Origin of the sequence: Desulfosporosinus youngiae DSM 17734 (assembly GCF_000244895.1) — a bacterium.
Lineage (GTDB): Bacteria > Bacillota > Desulfitobacteriia > Desulfitobacteriales > Desulfitobacteriaceae > Desulfosporosinus > Desulfosporosinus youngiae.
Map to the genome: position 1 here is coordinate 1440383 of NZ_CM001441.1, position 22177 is coordinate 1462559.

General features: G+C 43.6%; 20 protein-coding genes, 1 pseudogene, 1 riboswitch and 1 other annotated feature. Of the genes and pseudogenes, 13 read left to right on the forward strand and 8 right to left on the reverse strand.

Annotated features, from left to right (window positions below; translation table 11 throughout):
* Positions 1 to 94: 94 nt before the first annotated feature.
* The 6 genes and pseudogenes from DESYODRAFT_RS06880 to DESYODRAFT_RS06905 all read left to right on the forward strand — a co-directional run bounded on the left by DESYODRAFT_RS06880 (position 95) and on the right by DESYODRAFT_RS06905 (position 5145).
* Positions 95 to 1027, forward strand: coding sequence for a DMT family transporter (locus DESYODRAFT_RS06880; protein WP_007781144.1), 933 nt, complete (start codon positions 95 to 97; stop codon positions 1025 to 1027).
* A 118-nt stretch (positions 1028 to 1145) separates the two neighbouring features.
* Positions 1146 to 2481 (forward strand): annotated as a pseudogene (gene dsdA, locus DESYODRAFT_RS06885) (D-serine ammonia-lyase).
* A 212-nt stretch (positions 2482 to 2693) separates the two neighbouring features.
* Positions 2694 to 3053, forward strand: coding sequence for a DUF2695 domain-containing protein (locus DESYODRAFT_RS06890; protein ID WP_007781150.1), 360 nt, complete (start codon positions 2694 to 2696; stop codon positions 3051 to 3053).
* A gap of 72 nt (positions 3054 to 3125) precedes the next feature.
* Positions 3126 to 3713, forward strand: a complete 588-nt coding sequence (locus tag DESYODRAFT_RS06895; protein ID WP_007781153.1) for a Uma2 family endonuclease — start codon at positions 3126 to 3128, stop codon at positions 3711 to 3713.
* Between the two features lie 143 nt (positions 3714 to 3856).
* Entirely contained in the window at positions 3857 to 4573 is a 717-nt protein-coding gene (locus DESYODRAFT_RS06900; protein ID WP_007781157.1) for a M48 family metallopeptidase, read from the forward strand.
* 170 nt (positions 4574 to 4743) lie between these two features.
* On the forward strand, positions 4744 to 5145 hold the full coding sequence (locus DESYODRAFT_RS06905; protein ID WP_007781161.1) for a TIGR02328 family protein: 402 nt from the start codon (positions 4744 to 4746) through the stop codon (positions 5143 to 5145).
* A 171-nt stretch (positions 5146 to 5316) separates the two neighbouring features.
* Here DESYODRAFT_RS06905 and DESYODRAFT_RS06910 read toward each other — a convergent pair whose 3' ends face one another.
* Positions 5317 to 5889: a xanthine phosphoribosyltransferase gene (locus tag DESYODRAFT_RS06910; protein WP_007781163.1), complete on the reverse strand. Its 573-nt coding sequence runs from the start codon at positions 5887 to 5889 to the stop codon at positions 5317 to 5319.
* Positions 5890 to 6165: 276 nt separating this feature from the next.
* Positions 6166 to 6415, forward strand: a binding site (T-box leader).
* A 43-nt stretch (positions 6416 to 6458) separates the two neighbouring features.
* On the opposite strand from DESYODRAFT_RS06910, the gene trpB reads away from it, so the two are divergent.
* From trpB to DESYODRAFT_RS06930, 4 genes are all read left to right on the forward strand, one after another.
* On the forward strand, positions 6459 to 7643 hold the full coding sequence (trpB, locus tag DESYODRAFT_RS06915) for a tryptophan synthase subunit beta (protein WP_007781166.1): 1185 nt from the start codon (positions 6459 to 6461) through the stop codon (positions 7641 to 7643).
* Complete coding sequence (trpA, locus tag DESYODRAFT_RS06920; protein WP_007781167.1) at positions 7636 to 8439, forward strand: tryptophan synthase subunit alpha; 804 nt, start codon at positions 7636 to 7638, stop codon at positions 8437 to 8439. The genes trpB and trpA overlap by 8 nt, the downstream gene beginning before the upstream one ends.
* A gap of 258 nt (positions 8440 to 8697) precedes the next feature.
* Positions 8698 to 9909 carry an NADP-dependent isocitrate dehydrogenase gene (locus DESYODRAFT_RS06925; protein WP_007781170.1) on the forward strand — a complete coding sequence of 404 codons (1212 nt, stop codon included), beginning with the start codon at positions 8698 to 8700 and terminating at the stop codon, positions 9907 to 9909.
* A 174-nt stretch (positions 9910 to 10083) separates the two neighbouring features.
* Entirely contained in the window at positions 10084 to 11331 is a 1248-nt protein-coding gene (locus DESYODRAFT_RS06930) for a mechanosensitive ion channel family protein (protein ID WP_007781171.1), read from the forward strand.
* 100 nt (positions 11332 to 11431) lie between these two features.
* On the opposite strand, the gene DESYODRAFT_RS06935 is transcribed toward DESYODRAFT_RS06930, so the two are convergent.
* Positions 11432 to 12589 (reverse strand): UxaA family hydrolase, encoded by a 1158-nt coding sequence (locus DESYODRAFT_RS06935; protein WP_007781173.1) that lies wholly within the window; start codon positions 12587 to 12589, stop codon positions 11432 to 11434.
* Between the two features lie 85 nt (positions 12590 to 12674).
* Positions 12675 to 12962 carry a UxaA family hydrolase gene (locus tag DESYODRAFT_RS06940; RefSeq protein ID WP_007781174.1) on the reverse strand — a complete coding sequence of 96 codons (288 nt, stop codon included), beginning with the start codon at positions 12960 to 12962 and terminating at the stop codon, positions 12675 to 12677.
* A gap of 198 nt (positions 12963 to 13160) precedes the next feature.
* Between DESYODRAFT_RS06940 and hprK the strand changes: the two genes are divergently transcribed.
* Complete coding sequence (gene hprK, locus DESYODRAFT_RS06945) at positions 13161 to 14051, forward strand: HPr(Ser) kinase/phosphatase (protein ID WP_007781176.1); 891 nt, start codon at positions 13161 to 13163, stop codon at positions 14049 to 14051.
* Positions 14052 to 14240: 189 nt separating this feature from the next.
* On the opposite strand, the gene DESYODRAFT_RS06950 is transcribed toward hprK, so the two are convergent.
* From DESYODRAFT_RS06950 to DESYODRAFT_RS06970, 5 genes are all read right to left on the reverse strand, one after another.
* Complete coding sequence (locus tag DESYODRAFT_RS06950) at positions 14241 to 14966, reverse strand: C40 family peptidase (RefSeq protein WP_007781179.1); 726 nt, start codon at positions 14964 to 14966, stop codon at positions 14241 to 14243.
* Between the two features lie 537 nt (positions 14967 to 15503).
* Entirely contained in the window at positions 15504 to 16295 is a 792-nt protein-coding gene (locus DESYODRAFT_RS06955) for an ABC transporter ATP-binding protein (RefSeq protein ID WP_007781182.1), read from the reverse strand.
* Entirely contained in the window at positions 16292 to 17335 is a 1044-nt protein-coding gene (locus DESYODRAFT_RS06960) for a FecCD family ABC transporter permease (protein ID WP_007781184.1), read from the reverse strand. The genes DESYODRAFT_RS06955 and DESYODRAFT_RS06960 overlap by 4 nt, the downstream gene beginning before the upstream one ends.
* 284 nt (positions 17336 to 17619) lie before the next feature.
* Positions 17620 to 18585: an ABC transporter substrate-binding protein gene (locus DESYODRAFT_RS06965; protein ID WP_007781186.1), complete on the reverse strand. Its 966-nt coding sequence runs from the start codon at positions 18583 to 18585 to the stop codon at positions 17620 to 17622.
* Positions 18586 to 18722: 137 nt separating this feature from the next.
* A riboswitch (cobalamin riboswitch) is annotated at positions 18723 to 18908 on the reverse strand.
* Between the two features lie 306 nt (positions 18909 to 19214).
* The gene (locus tag DESYODRAFT_RS06970; RefSeq protein WP_007781188.1) at positions 19215 to 20060 is read right to left on the reverse strand and encodes a hypothetical protein; all 846 of its coding nucleotides are present in this window, start codon (positions 20058 to 20060) and stop codon (positions 19215 to 19217) included.
* Between the two features lie 383 nt (positions 20061 to 20443).
* Between DESYODRAFT_RS06970 and DESYODRAFT_RS06975 the strand changes: the two genes are divergently transcribed.
* The gene (locus DESYODRAFT_RS06975; protein WP_007781190.1) at positions 20444 to 20647 is read left to right on the forward strand and encodes a hypothetical protein; all 204 of its coding nucleotides are present in this window, start codon (positions 20444 to 20446) and stop codon (positions 20645 to 20647) included.
* 590 nt (positions 20648 to 21237) lie between these two features.
* On the forward strand, positions 21238 to 21672 hold the full coding sequence (locus DESYODRAFT_RS06980) for a hypothetical protein (RefSeq protein WP_007781192.1): 435 nt from the start codon (positions 21238 to 21240) through the stop codon (positions 21670 to 21672).
* Positions 21673 to 22177 lie beyond the last annotated feature (505 nt).

Consider the following 22177-nt stretch of genomic DNA (forward strand, 5'->3'; position numbering starts at 1 on the left):
CCTCTGTTTTCAACGATTTTCACCGATGAAGCAACTTGTGTTATCCTATAAAGAGATAGAAAGATCGATGGGGTGGAGATACTTGAAGGCAATTATGCTTGGGATATTGGCGTCACTATTTTTTGCAGTGACTTTTGTTTTAAACCGTGCTATGGATTTATCGGGCGGGAGCTGGATATGGAGTGCAGTTCTCAGATATGTTTTCATGGTCCCGCCTCTGCTTATTCTTGTCTTGGCAAGAAGAAATCTAAAACCGCTCTTAATAGATATGCGTCAAAGACCCATGATTTGGCTTGTCTGGAGTACTGTAGGCTTCGGGATTTTTTATGCACCCCTTTGCTTCGCAGCAGATTATGGACCCTCTTGGCTGGTCGCAAGCATGTGGCAGATTACGATTGTAGCCGGTTCTCTGCTTGCTCCATTCTTTCATACCGCAATCCAAACCGAATCGGGATTGAAGATAGTCCGTTCATCTATACCTGTGAAAGGGCTGGCTGTTTCCCTGATCATCCTCTTGGGAATTGCGCTGATTCAGCTGCAGCAGGCTCAGGTTCTTACGGCTAAAGAGATCACCTTCGGAATTTTACCCGTGTTAATGGCTGCCTTTGCTTATCCTTTGGGTAATCGTAAAATGATGGCTGCTTGCGGGGAACGATTTGACACTTATCAAAGAGTTCTTGGAATGACCCTGGCCAGTCTCCCTTTTTGGCTCATATTGTCCCTTATCGGGGTGGCGAAAGTAGGACTCCCGAGTGGCAATCAGATGCTGCAATCGGTGATTGTTGCCCTTTCCTCCGGTGTCATAGCTACGATCCTTTTTTTCTCGGCAACGGATATGACAAAGGGCAATGTCCGCAAGCTTGCAGCTGTGGAAGCAACCCAGTCCGGGGAAGTGATTTTTGCTCTTCTCGGAGAACTGCTAATCCTTCATGGACCGTATCCTACGCTTTGGTCTATCCCGGGAATGCTTCTAGTCGTTCTGGGCATGATTTTGCATAGTTTTCTCGGGCGGGGGAAAAAGGGCTAAGTTTCCGGATACTATTCCAGATGAACGTATTTGGGGAAAAACTTCAGAAACCTTATGATCAGATTACCAATACTAAATTATTGAGAAAACTTATAGGGGGATAAATGTACATATGCTAATGAACAATAATTCTATGGGCAGAACTCTTGAAGAATGGAAATTGAAACATCCCTTACTTGCGGATCTGGTTTCTGCCCAAGAAGTCTTCTGGACAAATCCAGGGTACAAACCATCAAACAACCCTGTTCCCATCAAAGAGACAGAGATCCAGGAAGCGGAGACAAGGCTGATCCGATTCGCTCCCTATATCGCCCAAGCCTTCCCGGAAACTCAACGTACCGGGGGATTCATTGAATCCCCTCTTATTCCTATCCCGAACATGCAAGGTTACCTTGGTAAACGTTATAATATTGAAATTCCTGGTCATCTGTGGCTCAAATGTGATAGTCATCTCCCAATTTCCGGCTCGATCAAAGCTCGCGGCGGAATATACGAAGTCCTCAAGCATGCCGAAAGATTGGCTCTGGCTCATGGTTTGCTCAAACTCGATGACGACTGCTGTCTTAAATTCTTCGAAGTTTAGAGAATTCTTCTCCCGCTACTCCATCGCGGTCGGATCGACAGGGAATCTTGGCTTAAGTATCGGTGTGATTGGAGCGAAGCTCGGCTTTCGTGTCACCGTCCACATGTCCTCTGATGCGAAAGCCTGGAAAAAGGAACTTCTACGCTCCAAAGGAGTCCAGGTAATTGAATACACCTCAGATTACAGCAAAGCGGTCGAAGAGGGGAGAAGACAGGCTGAAAACGATCCCAGCTGCCACTTTGTCGATGACGAGAACTCCCGCGATCTGTTCCTGGGTTATGCTGTGGCCGCTTATCGTTTGAAAAATCAATTGGCTGAGTTAAAGATAGCAGTAGATTCTAATCACCCGCTCTTTGTTTATCTGCCCTGCGGTGTAGGAGGCGGGCCGGGAGGAGTAACTTATGGGCTGAAGCAAGTATTTAAACAAGATGTTCATTGTTTCTTCGCTGAGCCGACTCACTCTCCGTGTATGCTTTTAGGGCTTGCGACGGGTCTGCATGATCAAATATCGGTTCAGGATATTGGTTTGGATAATAGGACAGAAGCTGATGGCTTAGCCGTAGGCAGGCCCTCTGGTTTCGTAGGAAAAGCGATCGAAACTTTGCTGAGCGGAGCCTGCACCATTAAAGACGAAGAGTTATTCGTATTGCTTCAGGCCTTAAGTAAAACCGAGAACCTCCGGCTTGAGCCGTCAGCACTTGCCGGAATGCCCGGACCGGCAAGGTTGTTAAAAACCGAATCGGGACTGGAATATCTGAAGCGGTTTGATCTGGAGAAAAAAATGTCCCAAGCCAGCCATATTGTCTGGGGGACCGGGGGGAGCCTAGTTCCAAAAGAAATTATGGATCACTATCTGAACCGAATAGATTAGGCAATGATCATCCTCTTTTGCGATCCCCAATGGGTGAACCTATGGAAAAAGGGGAATGGTATAGCTAATGCTTCAGGACGGAGAAGTTGACCTGTAATATAAATTAGTAACTTTTGGTATAAGGAGTTGGTGTTCATGTCGCTGGGAAGGGTAAAAGAACAGCCAATAAAGAAAATCGACGGGAACTTAGAGAAAAACCAGACTCTGAAGAAGTGGTTTTAAAAGACCGGAAATTAATCAGAGAAGAAGTCACCCAGAGACTTGTGTCCGGCTTAAAAACCCAAAACCTTCAGTATGACAATCTATTTAATGAAGAGAAGGCTCGTTTAAACAAGGACTTTGATCTATTAAGTCTGCTTTATCATAGAATGTTTTTCTATAAGCTGAATGAAAAACTCTCAGGATTAGTATGCGATCATACCTTTCGTCTGAGTGAGCAGATACTTACACAGATGCAGTTCAAACGAGGAAAAATAAATGAAATTATAGAGATTTTCAAAAAGAATGGCGGGCATTGTGATTGTGAGGTTATTTATTATGTGGAGAGTCAATTAATTGGCAACCAGGCCTGAGTTCCTATTTTTAAGGTTCAAAGTTTTATTGGTTTCGTGTTATAATATGGAAAAGCCAAAGGGGATGTCGATATGCCGTCTACTCCAAAAGGGTCGCCATTGTTATATAGCTATACAGACTACTTGACCTGGCCGGAAGACGAGCGCTGGGAACTGATTAACGGAGTTCCCTATAATATGACCCCGGCACCTACGCCAAAACATCAGGAGATTTTGGGAGAAATCTTTCGACTATTGGCTAACTGGCTCAAAGGAAAGAAATGCAAAGCCTATATGGCGCCATTTGATGTTCGGCTTGTTGAGTCCGAGACGATAGATTCAATGATAGATAAAGTGGTTCAGCCAGATATAACGGTTGTGTGTGATCCACAAAAGATTGATGGGCGAGGGTGTTTAGGTATACCGGACATGATTATAGAGATACTCTCCCCTTCAACGTTTAAAAAAGATTTGGGAATAAAACTTGCTCTTTATGAAAGTTCAGGGGTTCAAGAGTATTGGGTGGTTCATCCCATGGATGAAACAGTCCTGGTATTCCAGATTCAGAACGGTCAGTATGGAAAACCTACGGTCTATTCTGCCCCAGACATGATTCCGGTAGGGTTATTCGAAGGTTTTGTTATACCGCTGGAGTCCGTTTTCCGCGATGCATTGCTTTAAATATGGCATTGCTGCACCCCACTTGGATGCATGGATGGGGTGCAAATAATTATTTTTTCAAGATTAATCAAGCCCAAATGGGCATTTTTTTATTGAAATGCTGTATTTCGGGAAAGATTTTAAATGGGGAGGAACACTTTTAATTGGACCAACTGTGTATTAGAGATCAAATGATTCCGTATGAAGAACGACGGAGCGCACGTTATCGAAGAGTTACGCTGACTATTCTTGAAGATCGTCTTCGCATTACAGCGCCTAAGAATGTATCCGCTAAGCAGCTAAAGGAATTATTACTTACCAAACAAGAGTGGATTTTAAAATCATGGCTCAAGAATCAAGACAGGCAGAAACCCCCAGCGGAGTATCACGACGGGCAGCAGTTTCTGTATCAAGGAGAAAACCTAGAGTTAAGAATTCAAAGGCATAAACGCAAAATGCTGAGAGTTTCTCCGGAAGGCCAGGTGCTGAGGGTTTATATACCTGAGGACTTGCCGGTGCAAGCCTGGGTTCCAAATATCCAGGCGGCGCTCATATCATGGTACAAAGATCAGGCACGCAAGGTGCTCCAGGACAAGCTTGATAAGCAGGCCAAGCGAATGGAAGTGACCTTTCAGACCTTCCGACTGAAGGCACAAAAGACCCGCTGGGGGAGCTGTTCCAGCAAAAGAAACATTAACTTGAATTGGCGGATTATCATGGCTCCTGATGAAGTAATCGATTATGTTATTATTCATGAATTAGCTCATTTGACCTATCTCAACCATTCCGTGCAGTTTTGGGAAAGGGTTGCCCAGTTTATGCCTGAGTACAAGCAGTGGAGGAAGTGGTTAAAGGATCATGGGCAGAAATTGTCAGTCTGAAAAAGAGCATAGATCATATTAGATTATGTACAAAGGACCCTATAAGAAAATGGGGCCTGCTTATGAAGCAATGACCAAATGGGTGAATGAACAGTATAAAAACGAACGTCATTGGAAAATCCCGTATTATACCGAACCGACAAAACTACACTTCAGGGAGAGTACTTAATATGCGTCTATGGCATGAAAATCTGCTCTCGCTTTTGCCAAGGCAACAACTTTTGGGGCAGCACAGAGAATGTTGTGCCCTGCGCGGGAACAGCTGGGGAAAACCTCATTCCGTGGTTAATTATGTTTTTCGCTATTCCCGCGAGCGGCTCTGGACCTATCACATGCGGGTAATGTCCGAGATGCAGAGGCGCGGGTACATTCCTGACAGTTGTTGGCTTGATCCGGGATACCGGGGAAAATCAGCGCCGCGATTCGAGCCGGATCCTAGAGAACTTCAACGGCTGAAAGACGAGGAAAGTGGGATATCCTTTGTGTATCCCGAACATAACAATGAGTACCTTACTGAGTGTTTAGTAAACCTACGCGGTAAAGAGATAATCATTTGCCCTGATACGGTTTGAATTAGGGCTTCCGTTGATTGAAAGACTATCCTGGGTTACCCCGAAAAGAGCGGAGTAAACTTAAAACGAGGGTCAAATCTTAAAGATGCAACCCTCGTTTTCGGTATCTTTATCCAAATAGAATGTGGATCATCCTTATTCCAAAACTTGCCGGTCAAGAATGCGGAGCGTTTACCTAAAAACTACCTGACCATCTTTAAAGGATTCAATGATGGCCAAAGACTCTAATTGCAGGCCCTTTTCTTCTATGAGCTTTCGGCCCTCTTGAAATGTTTTTTCTATAACGATACCCACTCCGGAGATTTCAGCGCCGCTCTGAGATAATAAACTATACAACCCCATAAGAGCACTTCCGCTCGCCAGAAAATCGTCGATAATCAATACTTTATCACTGGGGCATAAAAAGCTCTTTGATATTTTTATAGTATATTCCTGATCTTTTGTATAAGAATAAACCTTAGCTTCGTAAACATCTTGATTCATATTAAGACCTGCGTGTTTTTTTGCAAAAACAACAGGGACATTATTAAAATATTGAGCGGTGATACTAGCAATAGCAATACCGGAAGTTTCGAGGGTTACAATCTTTGTAACTTCTTTATTAGCAAATCTGCGCTTAAATTCTTTGCCTATTTCATTGAACAATGTAATATCTAATTGATGATTTAAAAAGTTATCAACTTTAATTATTCGATTTTCTACTATTTTTGCGTCTCTGCGAATTTTGTCCTTCAAGAGTTGCATGTGATAAATACTCCTTCCTGATTATAAACCATTATAAAATTATAAAACATTATAAAGCCGACTGAAAATCAGATCATAAAATTAAAACACTATGAAAACAGTATGAAAAGGTATAATGTATAGGATATCGCGATAATCCTAAAAAATCAATGAAAATATTTTCTTCTTGTAGGCATTTAAATGGTTTTTAGATATCTCATTCATCTAGCGTATACTTAATATCGCTTTATGGCGATTGACAACCAGGCAAATCTGGACTATAGTATTAAAAACATAATAAAACCGTTGAGCAAGAGAAGTACGAAGGATCGGGTATATCCAGAGAGCTGTAAATGGTGTGATGCAGCAGTACAGATTTTTCCGAATGGACTTGCGAGGGCAGCTTGAAACTGTGATACAGGAGTAGACGCTGACGGGAACCCTGTCCGTTATCAGTGGGGTGCATATGATGGTATGCAAAATGAGTGGGCGGTTTTTATCGTCAATTTGGGTGGTAACGCAGAAGTTATAAGCTTTTGTCCCTTTAGGGGGATAAAGGCTTTTTTATTTTTAAAAAAGGAGATGTGTTTATGTCAAAAGGACGGTTCGGAATTCATGGCGGGCAATATATTCCAGAGACACTCATGAATGCAGTGATCGAGTTGGAAGACTCGTATAACCGCTGCAAAAACGATCCTGAGTTTAAGCAAGAATTGGAGGATCTCCTCAATAATTATGCGGGTCGGCCTTCTCTGCTCTATTATGCGGAAAAGATGACCAAAGACCTCGGTGGTGCGAAGATTTATCTTAAGCGGGAAGATCTCAATCATACCGGCTCGCACAAGATTAACAACGTTCTCGGCCAGGTTCTCCTGGCTAAACGAATGGGCAAGACCCGCGTGATCGCGGAGACCGGCGCGGGGCAGCATGGAGTTGCCACTGCCACTGCTGCAGCTCTTATGGGGATGAAATGCGAGATTTACATGGGAAAAGAGGATACAGACCGCCAGGCGCTCAATGTCTATCGCATGGAGCTGCTGGGTGCTAAGGTGCATTCCGTGACGAGCGGTACGCAAACCCTCAAAGATGCGGTGAACGAAACGATGCGAGAATGGACGGCGCGGGTGGAAGATACTCATTATGTACTCGGTTCAGTTATGGGGCCGCATCCGTTTCCAATCATTGTGCGTGACTTTCAGAGCGTCATCGGGCGCGAAGTCAAACAACAGATGCTGCAAAAGGAAGGCAGGCTGCCTGACGCGCTTATAGCCTGCGTTGGCGGCGGCAGCAACGCCATGGGATTATTTTATGATTTTATCGGAGATTCAGGGGTTCGTCTAATTGGCTGTGAGGCAGCCGGGCTTGGAGTCGATACAGATAAGACCGCCGCTACCATGGCAACCGGAACCGTTGGTATCTTCCATGGAATGAAGTCATATTTCTGCCAGGATCAATATGGTCAGATTGCGCCGGTCTATTCCATTTCGGCGGGACTTGACTATCCCGGGGTGGGTCCTGAACATGCTAATCTGCATGATATTGGACGGGCGGAATATGTGCCGGTCAATGATGATGAAGCAGTGGAGGGATTCGAATACCTCTCGCGTATGGAGGGAATTATTCCGGCCATCGAAAGTGCACACGCCGTTGCTTACGCAAGAAAACTTGCGCCTGCAATGGGCAAAGACCAAATTATGGTCATAAATCTTTCTGGCAGAGGAGATAAAGATGTCGCTGCAATAGCGCGTTACAGAGGGGGAGAGATCTATGAGTAAAGTGCAACAGGCATTTGCCAAGGGTAAGGCGTTTATTCCATTTATCACGGCGGGCGACCCAAGCCTGGAAATCACTGAACAATTGGTGATAAAGATGGCAGAGGAAGGCGCGGACCTGATCGAACTGGGCATTCCCTTTTCCGATCCGATTGCGGAGGGGCTTGTTATTCAGAGAGCAGATGAGCGTGCGTTGTCCGGCGGGGCAACCACCGACAAGATCTTTGATATGGTGCGGCGTGTCCGCAGGGTATGCAAGGTTCCATTGGCGTTTATGACCTATATGAACCCGATCTTTACCTATGGTACTGAGCGATTTATGCAAAACTGTCAGGAGACAGGTATTGATGCAGTGATTGTTCCTGACGTTCCCTTTGAAGAAAAAGATGAACTTAGGCCTTTTTCTTTAAACTATGGTGTTGACTTGATCTCCCTGATCGCGCCGACCTCTCAGGATCGCATTCGCATGATTGCCAGTGAGGCCCAGGGATTTGTTTATTGCGTATCCTCCATGGGCGTAACCGGCGTGCGGCAGGAAATCAGTTCCGATGTGGAAGAAATGGTTAAGCTTGTTAAACAGGCAAGGGATATTCCTTGTGCCGTTGGCTTTGGTATCTCCACGCCTGAACAAGCGGCGAGGATGGTTCAGTTTTCTGACGGCGCTATTGTGGGAAGCGCCATTGTAAAGATCGTTGAGCAATATGGTGCAGACTGTGTGCCTTATGTAGCGGAGTATGTGCGAAGGATGAAGCAAGCGGTTACGGAACCGAGCCATGAAGCAAGTAATGACTCTAACTAAGTTTAGCCTCCAAGCAGTTGCCTCTTGATAAGAATAATAAGGGTTTTACTGGACAAAGCTAATTAATAATACGGGAATAATGCCTAATGCCTCTAATGTCAATGATAGACAGTTATGACAAAATTCTTGTATACTTACGAAACAAGCCTAAATGAAAAGGAGAATATCTATATTTGTCGAAGTATATAAGATCAGATTTTAGGACCTAGTCCTAGTCCTAGTTATTCTAGGAGGCATCACTAAGGAGGAAACGGAATCGTGCAGAAAATTCAAATGAATGTCCCATTAGTTGAAATGGATGGAGACGAGATGACTCGAATCATCTGGAAATCCATTAAAGAAATCTTGCTCCTGCCCTATATTGACTTAAAAACAGAGTATTATGATCTGGGACTCCAGAAACGGGATGAGACAAACGATCAAATCACCATCGATGCTGCTATGGCTAACAAGAACTATGGGGTAGCGGTTAAATGTGCGACGATTACACCCAATGCTCAGCGGGTGGAAGAATATAAGCTTAAGCAGATGTGGAAAAGCCCTAATGGTACCATTCGGGCGATTCTTGATGGAACTGTTTTTCGTGCGCCAATCATTGCCAAGGGCATTCAGCCTTTAATACCTACCTGGAAAAAACCGATTACGATAGCACGTCACGCTTATGGCGATCTTTATAGAAATGTTGAATATAGAGTTGGTGAGCCTGGTAAGGCAGAGCTTGTCTTTACCAATGAAAAAGGGGAAGAATCCCGGCAGACAATTTTTGAATTTCAGGGAAAGGGCATTCTCATGGGAATGCACAATCTGGACCGCTCTATTGAAAGTTTTGCCCGCTCTTGTTTTAATTACGCCCTTGAAGTAAAGCAGGATTTATGGTTCTCTACTAAAGATACGATTTCTAAACAATACGATCATAGGTTTAAGGATGTTTTCCAGGAGATTTATGATCAAGAGTACAAAGCCCGTTTTGAGGAAGCAAACATTGAATACTTCTATACGCTGATTGATGACGCCGTCGCCCGGGTTATCCGCTCCGATGGAGGATATATATGGGCCTGCAAAAACTATGACGGGGATGTCATGTCAGACATGGTGGCTACGGCCTTCGGCAGTTTGGCAATGATGACCTCAGTATTAGTGTCACCGGAAGGTAATTTCGAGTTTGAAGCTGCCCATGGTACAGTTACACGGCACTATTATAAACACCTTAAAGGAGAAGAAACCTCGACGAATTCCATGGCCACCATATTTGCTTGGACAGGTGCCTTAAAAAAACGCGGAGAGCTCGATGGGATCAATGAGTTGGTTGAGTTTGCGGATCAATTAGAGGCTGCTTCCTTAAAAACCATTGAGGCGGGAATTATGACAAAAGATCTGGCTCTCATTTCAGATCTTCCGGATAAGAAAACGGTTAGTACGGAACAATTTCTTATAGAAATTAAGAAGACTCTTGACAATATGCGCCAATAATAATGAGCCGGCTAAAGTGTTTGAAATGCTTTAGCCGGCTTCTGAATTTAGGTTAGGATTCTATGCTTGAACATGGGATTAAAATTGTATAACTGAGGGTAAAGATGTTAGAATGCTTTTGAGGCTGTTAATGGGTAAGAGATGTTATATAAATCGCAGCCGAGGAGGGTATTGATGATCGAATTTATCATGGATTGGTTTATTGGCTATGGCATTAATGAGGGTACGGCAAGAAACCTTGCCGCCGGAATATTATTGCTGATTATCGTTCTGCTCAGTCTAATTGTCAATTTTATCACCAAAAAAATTGTCCTCAGGGCCCTTTCTCATATCATCAGCAATAATAAGGTCAAGTGGGACGATGTCATGTATGAAAAAAACGTTTTTCATAAACTATCCCACATTGTTCCGGCCCTGATTATTTATTCGTTTGCTCCGGCATTTCCGGAGAAGATAGGCCTTGTTATTCAGAGATTTTCATCAGCTTACATAATTCTGGCCGGGATTTTTGTTATGGATGCCTTATTGAATTCGGTAGACGATATTTATAGAACCTATGAGGTCTCCAAAAATAAACCAATTAAAGGATATCTTCAGGTAGCCAAGATTTTTGTCTATATCATCGGCGGAATCCTAATGATTGCCACGATCATCGGAAAGAGTCCATTATTGCTGCTAAGCGGTATTGGAGCCTTAACAGCAGTTTTGCTGCTGGTATTCAAAGATTCACTGTTAGGTTTGGTTGCCGGTATCCAATTGTCTTCAAATGACATGGTCCGCCTGGATGACTGGATTGAAATGCCTAAATACGGCGCAAACGGGACTGTGATTGATATATCTCTGAATACGGTTAAAGTTGAGAACTTTGATAAGACGATTACGACCATCCCCACCTATGCACTCGTCTCAGATTCCTTTAAAAACTGGCGCGGCATGACCCAGTCCGGCGGCAGAAGAATCAATCGTTCTATCTATATAGACACTACCAGTATTGATTTTTGTACGGAAGAAATGTTGGACCAGTTCGAAAAAATTCATTATCTGACGGACTATATAAGGAATAAGAAACAAGAAATAGCCTTATACAATTTAGAGAATCAGATCGATACAAATCACCCGGTTAATGGCAGGCGCCTTACAAACCTGGGCACCTTCAGAGCCTATATCCAGAGTTATCTGAAAAACCATCCCAAGATATATGGAGAAATGGTCCAGATGGTGAGACAATTGCCTCCGGGAGAACACGGGATCCCTCTGGAGATTTACGTCTTTACCAATGATACGGTTTGGGTCAATTATGAAAGCATACAATCAGATATTTTCGATCATATATTGGCTGTTGTTCCTCAATTTGGCCTGCGGGTTTTCCAGAAACCCACTGGCTATGATTTTAGATGCTCTTTAAGCAGTCTAAGAGATTAATAATCGGAAAGTTGGCAGGGGCTGGGATAAAACTTGGTGATCGTTTTATCCCAGCCCCGCTTTCATCATCATTATCGGTATTATAATGAAGAAAATGGTATCAATACGTTGAGCCTATGCGATAGATGCCAAACTCTTTATAGCCTAAACTCTCTGCTTTGGTTCTTCGTCCATTGGCTACGGCAATAATTTCCTCAAAGATTCGTTGTCCGGCTTGTTCTATGGTTTCTTCCCCAGTAATAATTGGGGATGCATCAAGGTCGATGTTGTCTTCCATCATTTTATACGTACGGTTATTAGCCGTGATTTTAATGACGGGGGCAATCGGTGAACCGGTTGGAGTTCCCCGCCCTGTTGTAAATATCACAACAGTCGCCCCGCCGGCGAGCATTCCTGTTATGGATTCAATATCCTGACCGGGTGTATCCATGATATAAAGCCCTTTTCCCTGAGGAATTTCCCCATAGCTGAGAACATCCTGAATGGGTGCATGGCCTGCTTTGTAAATACATCCTAAGGATTTTTCCTCAATAGTGCTTATACCTCCGGCAATATTACCGGGTGTGGGTTGTCCCTCACGAAGATTGACGTTTGAGAATTTTGCGCGTTCTTCGCAGTCATGCACAATTTTAAAAAGTTTCTCAGCAACCTCCTGTGACTTAGCGCGGCGTGCCAGGACATGCTCCGCTCCGATGAATTCTGTGGTTTCCGACAACATGACGTTGCCCCCTGCCGCGACTAGCAAATCGGCAGCAATCCCGGCTGCCGGGTTAGAGGCGAGCCCTGAGGTAAAGTCAGATCCCCCGCATTCAATGCCCAGACTTAGTTCACTGACAGGGACTTTTTCCGGGTGGAGGTGAGCGACTTGGCGGACCAATTCACTTAGTTTGCGCAGGCCTTCAGCTTCTGCTTTCAAGGTGCCGCCGGCTTCCTGGATCACGATGACTTCCACCGGTTTACCGGAAGCGGCAATTTCAGCGGCTGTTTCACGTATGGGTATCCCTTCACACCCAAGTCCTACTACCAGAACAGCAGCCACATTTGGATTTTTGCCGAAACCTATCAAGGTTCTGACTGTTTGCAGGTGATCGGCACCGATTTGACAGCAGCCATGCTGATTAGGAAGGGCTACGGCTTCAGGGATCTGATTTGCAAGGTTCATGGCGACAGTGCTCGAACAGACGGATGTGGGAACAATTAAAATATGATTACGAATGCCTACGTTACCATCAGGACGCCGGTAACCTAATATTTCCACGAGTACCCCTCCTATTGATAAACTCTGAAGGATTAGCATACACTAGAGCATGCGTTTAAGATTTTCAGCATCTGTAAATTGGAGTTCATTGGTCATTGCGGCCGCGCTGACTTTCCATGTTGTGAATATGAACATGCTGTCCGGGCAGAATCTTCTCAGTGGCTGTCCCGATACTCTTCGCATATTTGAGGATGTCTTCCCCGGCATTGATCTCTTTAATAGCGACTTTATGGCCAAGGGGAATGTCTTCAATTAATTGGATCGACTGTTCTGCTTGATGGTTGAAAAAATGGATGATCGTACCGGCCGGGAAGTCGTCCACTACTGTGGCAACGTTATCTTTGGGGTTTATGACGACCGCTTGTTTTTTCAAAGGGTTACCTCCTAATTGGTTCAGATTATATCCTTAACCTTAGAATATCGGAAACAACAGGGTATTGTAAATACTTCAAATAAAAGTAGGCGTGAACTCCTAAAATGGTTTATAATAAGGTCTAAACTATAGGTTTAAACTATCAGAAACTTAGGAAAACGCTGGAATAGCTCTTGTTTGGAAGGATGGATGGTTTGATTGCTTACCGTAAACCAATTGGTTGATAAATTTAATTTTGAGGTACTGGCAGGGCATGTGGGGCTAAACAAAGCTATTACGGAATATAGTTTAAAACGTCCAAGTGCAGAATTGGCGGGATACTTAGAACATTTAACCCCCAAACGAATTCAAGTATACGGCCGGACTGAATTAGGGCTGCTTCAGCAATATGATGATGCTGTCCGCCGCTCTAAACTCTCTCAGGTCATGATTGCAGACGTTCCTTGTGTGATTATTACCCGGGGTTTAACCATTCCCCTGGAGTTCATCGAATTGGCCAGTGAACGGAAGATCCCGCTCCTGACCACTCCCCGCTCTACGACTCAGCTTTTTTATCTGTTGATTCGTTACCTTATTAACCAGTTGGCTCCCAGCACGGCTATTCAGGGAGTGCTGGTTGATGTTTATGGGGTAGGAGTTATGATCACCGGGGAACGGGGAATCGGTAAAAGTGAGGCTGCTTTAGAGTTGATTAAGAGCGGTCATTTGTTGGTTGCGGCTGATGTCGTGAAAGTTCGCCGGCTTGATGAAGAACGGTTACTGGGTACTGCTCCCAACAAAATCCGGCATCTGCTTGAGGTCCGCGGCCTAGGCATACTTGATGTCACGACGCTTTTTGGAGCTGGTTCTGTGCGGGATGAAAAGGCTATTAACTTTATTGTTCACCTAGAAGAATGGCAGCATGATAAAATCTATGATCGTGTGGGCATTGATCCTCCCAATACACGGGAACTCTTAGGGATCTCGGTTCCTGAGATCTCAATTCCGGTCCGGCCGGGGCGTAATCTTGCCACACTTATTGAAGTTGCTGTGATTCAGAATTGGAATAATAATTCCAAAAGGCAAGCCAATCCTTCATTTAGAGTTTGATCTGACCAGTAACTGATATGAAAGGAGGTGTGCTAAAACTTGTTGATCGTTTTAGCACACCCCCGCTTTCGTTTAAATAATCATGAAAGAAAGGCGTCCTTATCTACACGTTTATCGTGAGAGAAGGACGCTTCTTGTTACCTGTACCCGCTTTGAAGTTGGAGAATTATAGTCTGAGCAAAGAGCTGGTTATAGTACTCGTTTCGCTCCTACAAAAGCAGATTTCCAATAGGCTCCTAAGGTATAAATGGTCACACCTTTAGAACTTGAAGCGTTAAGAAACTGGCTGTTGCCAACATAGATTCCCACGTGATCCACCACTCCGTTTTTGGCCAGGGAGAAGAAGACTAAGTCTCCGGCTTGCAGGTTGTTAAAGGAGACTGAAGTTCCGACTTTAAATTGGTCACGTGAAACTCTGGGAAGATTTATGCCATTTTTAGCAAAAACATATTGGGTGAAACCGGAACAGTCAAATCCTGAGGGTGTAGTTCCGCCGTATACATAGTTTACTCCAATATATTGCTTACCGGTCGCAATAACCGCACTGGCTTTTGAGGCAGGTTTGGCGGCGGCGGTACTTGCTGTTGTTGCCGATTTCTTTGCTGTACTGCTCGTACTCGTTGATCGTGAAGGCTGTGGCTGTACCTTTTTCACCGGAGCTGAAGCGGTTTGAGCCGGGGCTGGCGCGGCTGGTGTGGAAGGTGCAGTTGCAGCCACTTGAGGGCTGGGAGTGGGTTGGGGTTCTGGGACATTCTTGGCAGCTTCAGCCGGCACGACAGCAATGGTTTGAATTTCTTGATTGTCCATTTTTTCGGTGATCGTTGTTGGAGATGTTGTGATAATTGTCACAAAGGAGAATACAGAAATGACTGGAATGACGATCAGAGACCATTTTATAGTTTTAAATGTTTTCAATGTTTTTCAATTCCTTTCGCTGATAAAGTTTAACCAGATAAAGTTTAAGAATTTTATTGTAAAGGGAATCGGATCCTGAAAGAGGTCTAACTCACAACTGAATGGCTTGGCTGAAGTTGTTTCCTAGTATATCGTATATTTAGGAACTTGTCCTTGGTACATGTTGGGTTTAATAGAAAATGAAAACATTCTTGTTCTGTGTTCAGAAAGGACAGATTTGCCTATATCCTTCTCTGAAGTAAGTGCGGCTAAGGGCTGCCGCCTGAGTCTGTGACTTACGCCAGTCAAGGTGATTGGGAGACAGGAGGACGAGGAGACAGAGAGGGAGGGGGTTGTTGACACATTCAAAGAATGTGTCAACAACCCCCTCCCTCTGTCACACGTTCACCGTGCTGAAAGGTTTATTACCTAAGTTGCCGGAATTTTATAACGTGTAGCTTCCAAACTCGCATAAATGCCGAAAAGTATACTTGTTATAAAGATTAAATTGCAGCGATGATCTATGACGATTAAAATGGTGCACTTAGGTTATTAAGATCAAGGCTGCGGCTGCCTGTCGGTGAGCAAGAATTGGGGTACGTGGTGTACAGGGTGATTAATCATAATCAGTTCAGTTTTATAAACGGCAGAAATCGCAGCGGGCTGCAGCACAGTGTGGACTTCTCCGCAGCTCTTAATGCGCCCGTGATCCAGGAGCAGAAGCCGCTCACAGTATTGACTGGCAAGGTTTAAGTCATGCAATACCATAATCACGGTGATTCCCTGGGAGCGGTGCCATTCTCTGACGTGTTCCATTACCAGCATTTGATGTCCGATATCTAAATAAGTGGTCGGTTCGTCAAGAATTAAAATCTGTGGCTGTTGAGCCATGGCTCTTGCCAAGGAAACCATCTGACGTTGTCCGCCGCTTAGGTTATTAACTGGTTTGGTACGTGAGTTCCAGAGATTCAGCTTTTTCAGTACGGCTTCGACAATCTGTTCGTCTTCACGTGATAGGTCGGAAAGGGGATTTAACCATGGATAACGTCCCATGGCAACGACTTCTTCCACCGTGAAGGATAGGGGAGGGATGCCTTCTTGTTCTAAAACGGCTATGAATTTTGCTAGGTCCCGTTTCCGGTAAGAGCCAATCAAGCGATTATTTAAGAGAATTTTCCCCTGGCTGGGTTTTAAGAAGCCGCTCATGGCATGAATCAGGGTGGATTTCCCGCTGCCGTTGGGGCCGATAATCCCAAACGTTTCGCCTGCCTTAACCTGGAATTGGATATCCTGAAGCACGGGGATTGTTCCATACTGGTGCTGAACCTGTATTATATCGAAAAGGCTCATGCTTGCTTCCTCCTCAATCCTTTTTTCAGTAAGTAGGCAAAAAAGGGTGCCCCGATAAATGCGGTTATAACGCCGATGGGAATTTCCCGTGAGGGAATGATGCTTCGGGCCAAGGTATCTGCCCATAATAGAAAGATTCCTCCTGCCAGTGTGGATATTGGTATCAAAATCCGATGGTCAGGGCCAACGATTAAACGCATTAAGTGAGGGACAATGAGACCGACAAATCCGATGATTCCGGCAACCGAAACGGCTGCCCCTGTCAGCAAAGAACCAACGATCAGTACCCAGAGTTTCTTTTTTTCAACCTCCATGCCAAGATGGGTTGCCGCACTTTCACCCAGCGAAATAAGATTAAGGTCGCGTTTTTGGAGGGATAAATAGAGGAACCCAAGGGCGAGATAGGGAATCAGCATCCCCACATCCTGCCAGGAACGGTTGGCTAAACTTCCCATCATCCAGAACACGATTTCTTGCATTTGCTGACCGGATATGGCAATCAAGAAGGAAAGAAATGCCCCAATTAATGATTGAACAACGACTCCGGCAAGAATTAAGGTTTCACGGTCACGTTGACCGTGATGCTTAGCCAATACCATGACAAACCAAAGAGAGAGCAAAGCACCCAAAAACGAAAAAAGCGGCGTGGTTAAGTATCCCGGCAATGAAGACTGTCGGAAAAAGAGGATTGAGGTTGCCGCTCCGAAAGCGGCACCCACAGAAACACCTAAGATGTATGGATCAGCCAAAGGATTGCGCAGCATGCCTTGAAAAGCAACCCCTGTGGAAGACAGCAAGGCACCGATAACAAGTGCCAGGAAAATACGGGGAAGGCGCAGGTCCCAGACGATGGCTTCCTGTGCTAATGACCAGGTTGGGGTCAAGTCCAGGAACGGAAGGTGGCTGATTAAAATTTTCAACGATAGAGTAAAGGGTAAATGAACAGAGCCGATCATAACACTCGCTACTACAGAGAAAAGGAGGAGTGCCCAAAGAGCACCCGTCCATGCTATTCGTTTGATGTTTAGAACTTTTTCCATAATAATTCCACCCTTAAGGATCAGCGTTTTTTAGAGTTGTGAGCTTGATTAAGATGAGAATCCTGATTTTATCCGATGACTGCCAGCCGTAAAACTCCCATCTTCTATAAGTACGAAAGCATCCAGTGGACGCTTTCGCCGAACCGCAAACTAGACAGAACAACTTTAGCGGTGAGGATGAGATAACGGCTGCTACGTCCCTGGATAAGTTCTTCTAAGCTTCAGCTGGAGTAAGTATCCTCTTGGGCAAACTCCATCTGAAGCTAAGAATCACTTGATCGGATTTACTTATAAAGGTCCGGATATAGAGCTTTGGAGATGGACTCTAATCCATCGACAATTCTCGGTCCGGGGCGGGATACCAGATTATTGTCTAAACCTATGACACGTTTATTTTTGACAGCATCGATGGTTTGCCAACCATTACGCGCCAAAATAGTGGCTATAGCATCTTTTTGATAGTAGTCGTAGGTTTCGAAAATAACTTGGGGATTTTTGCTGATGACTTGTTCACTATTATATTGCCCCCAGCCTTGGACATCATCGGCAATATTGATTCCGCCTGCTTTGGTCAGTAATTCATTGAGAAAGGTACCTTGCCCGGGAGTGAAGAGGTTTTCATCCACTTCTGTCCATACCCTCAGACGGTCCGAAGTTTCTATGGAGGCTACTTTTTTGGCAATGGATTGTTGCTTTTCTTTCATGCCGGAAACCAGCTGTTTGGCCTGCTCTTGTGTGTCTGTAAGCTGCCCGAAGGTCTCGATGCTCAGATAGGTCGCTTCGATGGTTTGAGGATCAACGACAAAGATGGGAATGTTCAGATTACGGATTGATTCAACGGTTTTAGGGTTCGTGCCCATTATGCCCATCACAACCAGGTCGGGGTTTAAGGCTAAAATCTGTTCGAGATTGGGATTGACGCCGTCCTGGAAGACGTATTCGACCTTTTTCTGAACATCCGCGGGATAGTCATCCCATTTGGTCACGGCCAAAACGTTTTCTTCTAATCCTAAGGCAAAGAGGGTTTCAGTGGTTGCGGGAACCAGGGAAACGATCCGTTTCGGCTGGGAAGCTATAGTCACACTGGCTCCGGAATCATCCTTTAAGGTTAAGGGATAGGTTGTCTGAGTTGTTTGCGCCTTAGGGACTTCGGCCTGTGGGTTTGACTTGGGTGTTGTGCTCCCGCAACCGGCCAGCAAGGTAAGAGCAACTATTAGGATTAGGAGTGAGCACAGCTTATGTTTAAACATAGTTATCATCCTTTCATTTCATTTAGCTGCGGCAATAGAACCCCCCTTTTATCGTTTGCGATAAAAGGGGGGTAAATCATGGTGCCTGACTGCGTTTAAGCCTATAGCGCCTTAATCCCTTTCCGCGAAGGATATAAGCCCGTTTTGATAAATAGGCAGGTCTCCTGGCTTATGGCTCTGTAGTTCCACGCCTTCCCATCATTCGACAGTGGACTTTGTGGAATACTTCCAATTACAGTGGCGGGACCGCGTCGGTATTTCCGAACTTCCCTTTTCATCCTTCTTACAGCGTAAGTAAGGAAACCTATTTATCAGAGGATATGCTATTCCTTCTATTGTAGTCTATCTTGAGTGAATAGCCAAGAATTTGGAGCATGAATTGCCAATATTTCTTAATTTGATTTGGCGGGTGATTTAGAGTAGCGCCGTCAAGCAGGCAGCACGGGCTTCCCTTTGTCGTTTTGAGTCCAATACACTGGTTACGTCAAGTCCCCTCGTCTAACTAAAAGACACGGGGGGGCTAACCTGCTGTTTCAGCCTAAACTAATACTATTTTTTAAGAAATAAGCAATAAATTAAAAATAGAAGGGCATTGTATTTTTAAATGCCCTTCTTAAAAGTAACAATTTCTAATAATAATATTGAATTGTCTTAGAAGCTTCTTGATTTACGCTTGAAGAAAATGTGAAGTAAATGCCCCAAGGATAACCTAACGAAGGATTGGATGTGGTAATTTGGCTATGTCCGTAAGCAATTCTCATTTGCATATCTCTAACCTTGCCAGCTTTAGTAACTTTTACATAACCAGATCCTGAATCAGCCCAATCATACCAATCCCAATTGGGGTCATGTCCACCAGACATAGCGAACGAAGATTGGGCGCAATTTAAGTTACTTAGGGTAAAGGGCTTGGTGCTTGTCCATGTGGCACCAGTTGTGTTTCGCTTATATCTAACTTTTTGGTATGAGCTTGAAGTTGATGTAACTAATGAGAAGTCAGGGGACCAGCCTGATCCAATTATATCTTGCAACAGCCAAAATGGTTCGCTGGACCAAGACCAGTCAAAAGAAACTGTCCAATACGATCTGTCAAGGGCAGAATCATAAGTCAGGCCGTTGTTTTCAACATTAAGGTTCACAGAAGCTGCTAAAGCAATAATCTCTGCTTCTGTGCCTTGAAAATCCTGAAGTTGCTCAATTTGAACATTACTATAGCCCATGTTTTTTAGAATTTTTTTATCAAGTTTAGACCGTTCTTTTAATCCTTTACCATAATCAAGGTTTTTAAGTTCAGTAATTTGGTTGTCGTCTAAACCCATGTCTTTTAATTCAATATCAGATTTTTGTTTAAGTTCTTTAATGTATTGGTATTCATTAATGGATTTGCTTTCAATTACTTTTTCTTGAGCAAAAGCCGGACTTACTAACGAAATCGAGAGAAGTAGCGTACACAACAATGCTAAGAGTTTTTTCATAAAATAACACGCTCCTCAATAAAAGTAGTTTTAAGATAACTGAATTTTATAAAACTACCACCTCCTATCCGGCAATAAAGCCTTAACCCGATATTTTCCAATACCTCATAACACTCCTTTCACTTAAAGACTGCGATATAGTTTATTGTTCCTACATACTATAGAGGGATTGAACATGTAATAAGGTTACAAAATTATTTTAATAATTTTCTTAGTTAGAAGGATTTCTTCTGATTTTCTTGAATATGTATTTATAGGTATAAAGGCTGGCCCTAGTAATAAGTAATAGATTACCCATAACCTAACAAAGCACAAAATCGTAATTTATATACTTTAAATTGAATATAAGAAGTAACTTTCGATTAAATAAGGGGGGTTAAATAGTGGCGATAATAACAGTTGCAATGACAATGGTGCTATTTTACATCTTGGTTTTTATTTTTGGGGAACCTATTAGTAGCGCCATTTTTCTAAATCGTGGTGGTCCAGATTCTTATTATCATCCAATATATTTGGGAATAATCGTCTTAAGCGGCTTAATTGTTGGATGTACTTATTATCTTGCGAAATTAATTAAAGGTCTTTAATTCTAAGCCGATCAGCGGCAAGGAAGTGACGAAGATCTCACCGGAATTATAGAATGTTGTCTTAGTTAATTTAATTCATAACCTTTTAGACCCAGTACCAGCGAAGCCGTCATTATCTATACTAAGAAAAAGGATGGGATTCATAGTACAAAATGAATAAACTATCCTTTATTTCTTTACTGTATTAATAGCTTAACTATACTAAATAAACAACGTATTATTCATAGTATACAACGTAGCCAGTATGTCCTAGGTTGTTGATCGAACTATCGGATTAGTTGCCAGGGTGCCACGAGGGATACCGGAGCTGAAGGCGAGGATATGCTCGTTGGCATCCCATAGACAACAGCTCATGTAACAGGCTAGAGGCCCGAAGGAATATTTTCCTCCTCAGAGGAAAATATTCCTTCGGGCCAGCATCGAGCGTTGTAACCCTTTCCCGTCAGTCTAAATTTGAGGTTAAAGCCTTATCGGAAGTAAGTTTATACAACCTCTAAATACCAAGGTTTAAAATAAAAGATTTAATCTGTAACCTTTTGTACCACTTTGCCCCTCTATATATCAGAACAAAAGAAAGAGGGGCGATTGTAATGAAGAAACTAATACCTATACTTCTAACTATCTTTATGATGTTACTGGGCGTACAAGTGGCTTTGGGATCTGTGGTAGTCAAAATGAGTGGGAGTGGTGTGATAAGCCCAGCTGCATACCAATTAATTTCGGATGGACAATGCCATATTGTTAACAACGGTAATGGGACAATCGGGATTACTGGTTCAACATCAACCAACTATGTGGTTAAGGAAATAGGGGTAATTATTAGCTTGCAATATTACTCCGGCGGAAAGTGGTCTACATTAAGTAGCTATAGTTACAGTAACCCTAATTCGGATTATGTTTTTGGAGGTAAGGGAATTAGTGTACAAAGGGGATATAACTACAGGGTAACGGCACAACACACAGCATTGAATGGTACTGTAAACGAGAGCGGTCAATCATACTCGGAAAGTATCTATGTTCAATAAGTTTTAAATGCAACCAAACTAGGAACTAAATAATCAAAGCCTTTAGTAACTCTTTTTCAGCACCCTTCGTAAGAAAACGAGATGCGATGCGGCTTTCAGGGGGGCTTATTTTCACTAAAACCTGTGAATCCGCTTAAATCAAGGACTTTTGACTAAGGGTGAATGTCAGTTAGCAAAGGGCTGTCCTGAAAACATTCAAGGTAGCCCCTTGTGAAAGCACAACAAAACAAGCCTGTCCATTTAGATGGGTTTTTTATTTCTGAGAATTCTCATCAGAGACCTTTCTCAAATTTAAGCTATTACCTTTTTTCGCGCAGCAGAGAAACTTTACAACTCGTATTTTCCATGAATTAACCTTCCTTCGCGTGATTCTTTCAGCGTTTGTCTCATTAAAATAATTGCTTCTTACATCAATAAAATGCTTTTTATCTTTCAAAATGTGGTAAATAGCTAGGTGCACACCGTGTGCAACCGCAATTAATGCTCTGTTGCTCCGCGCCTTGCA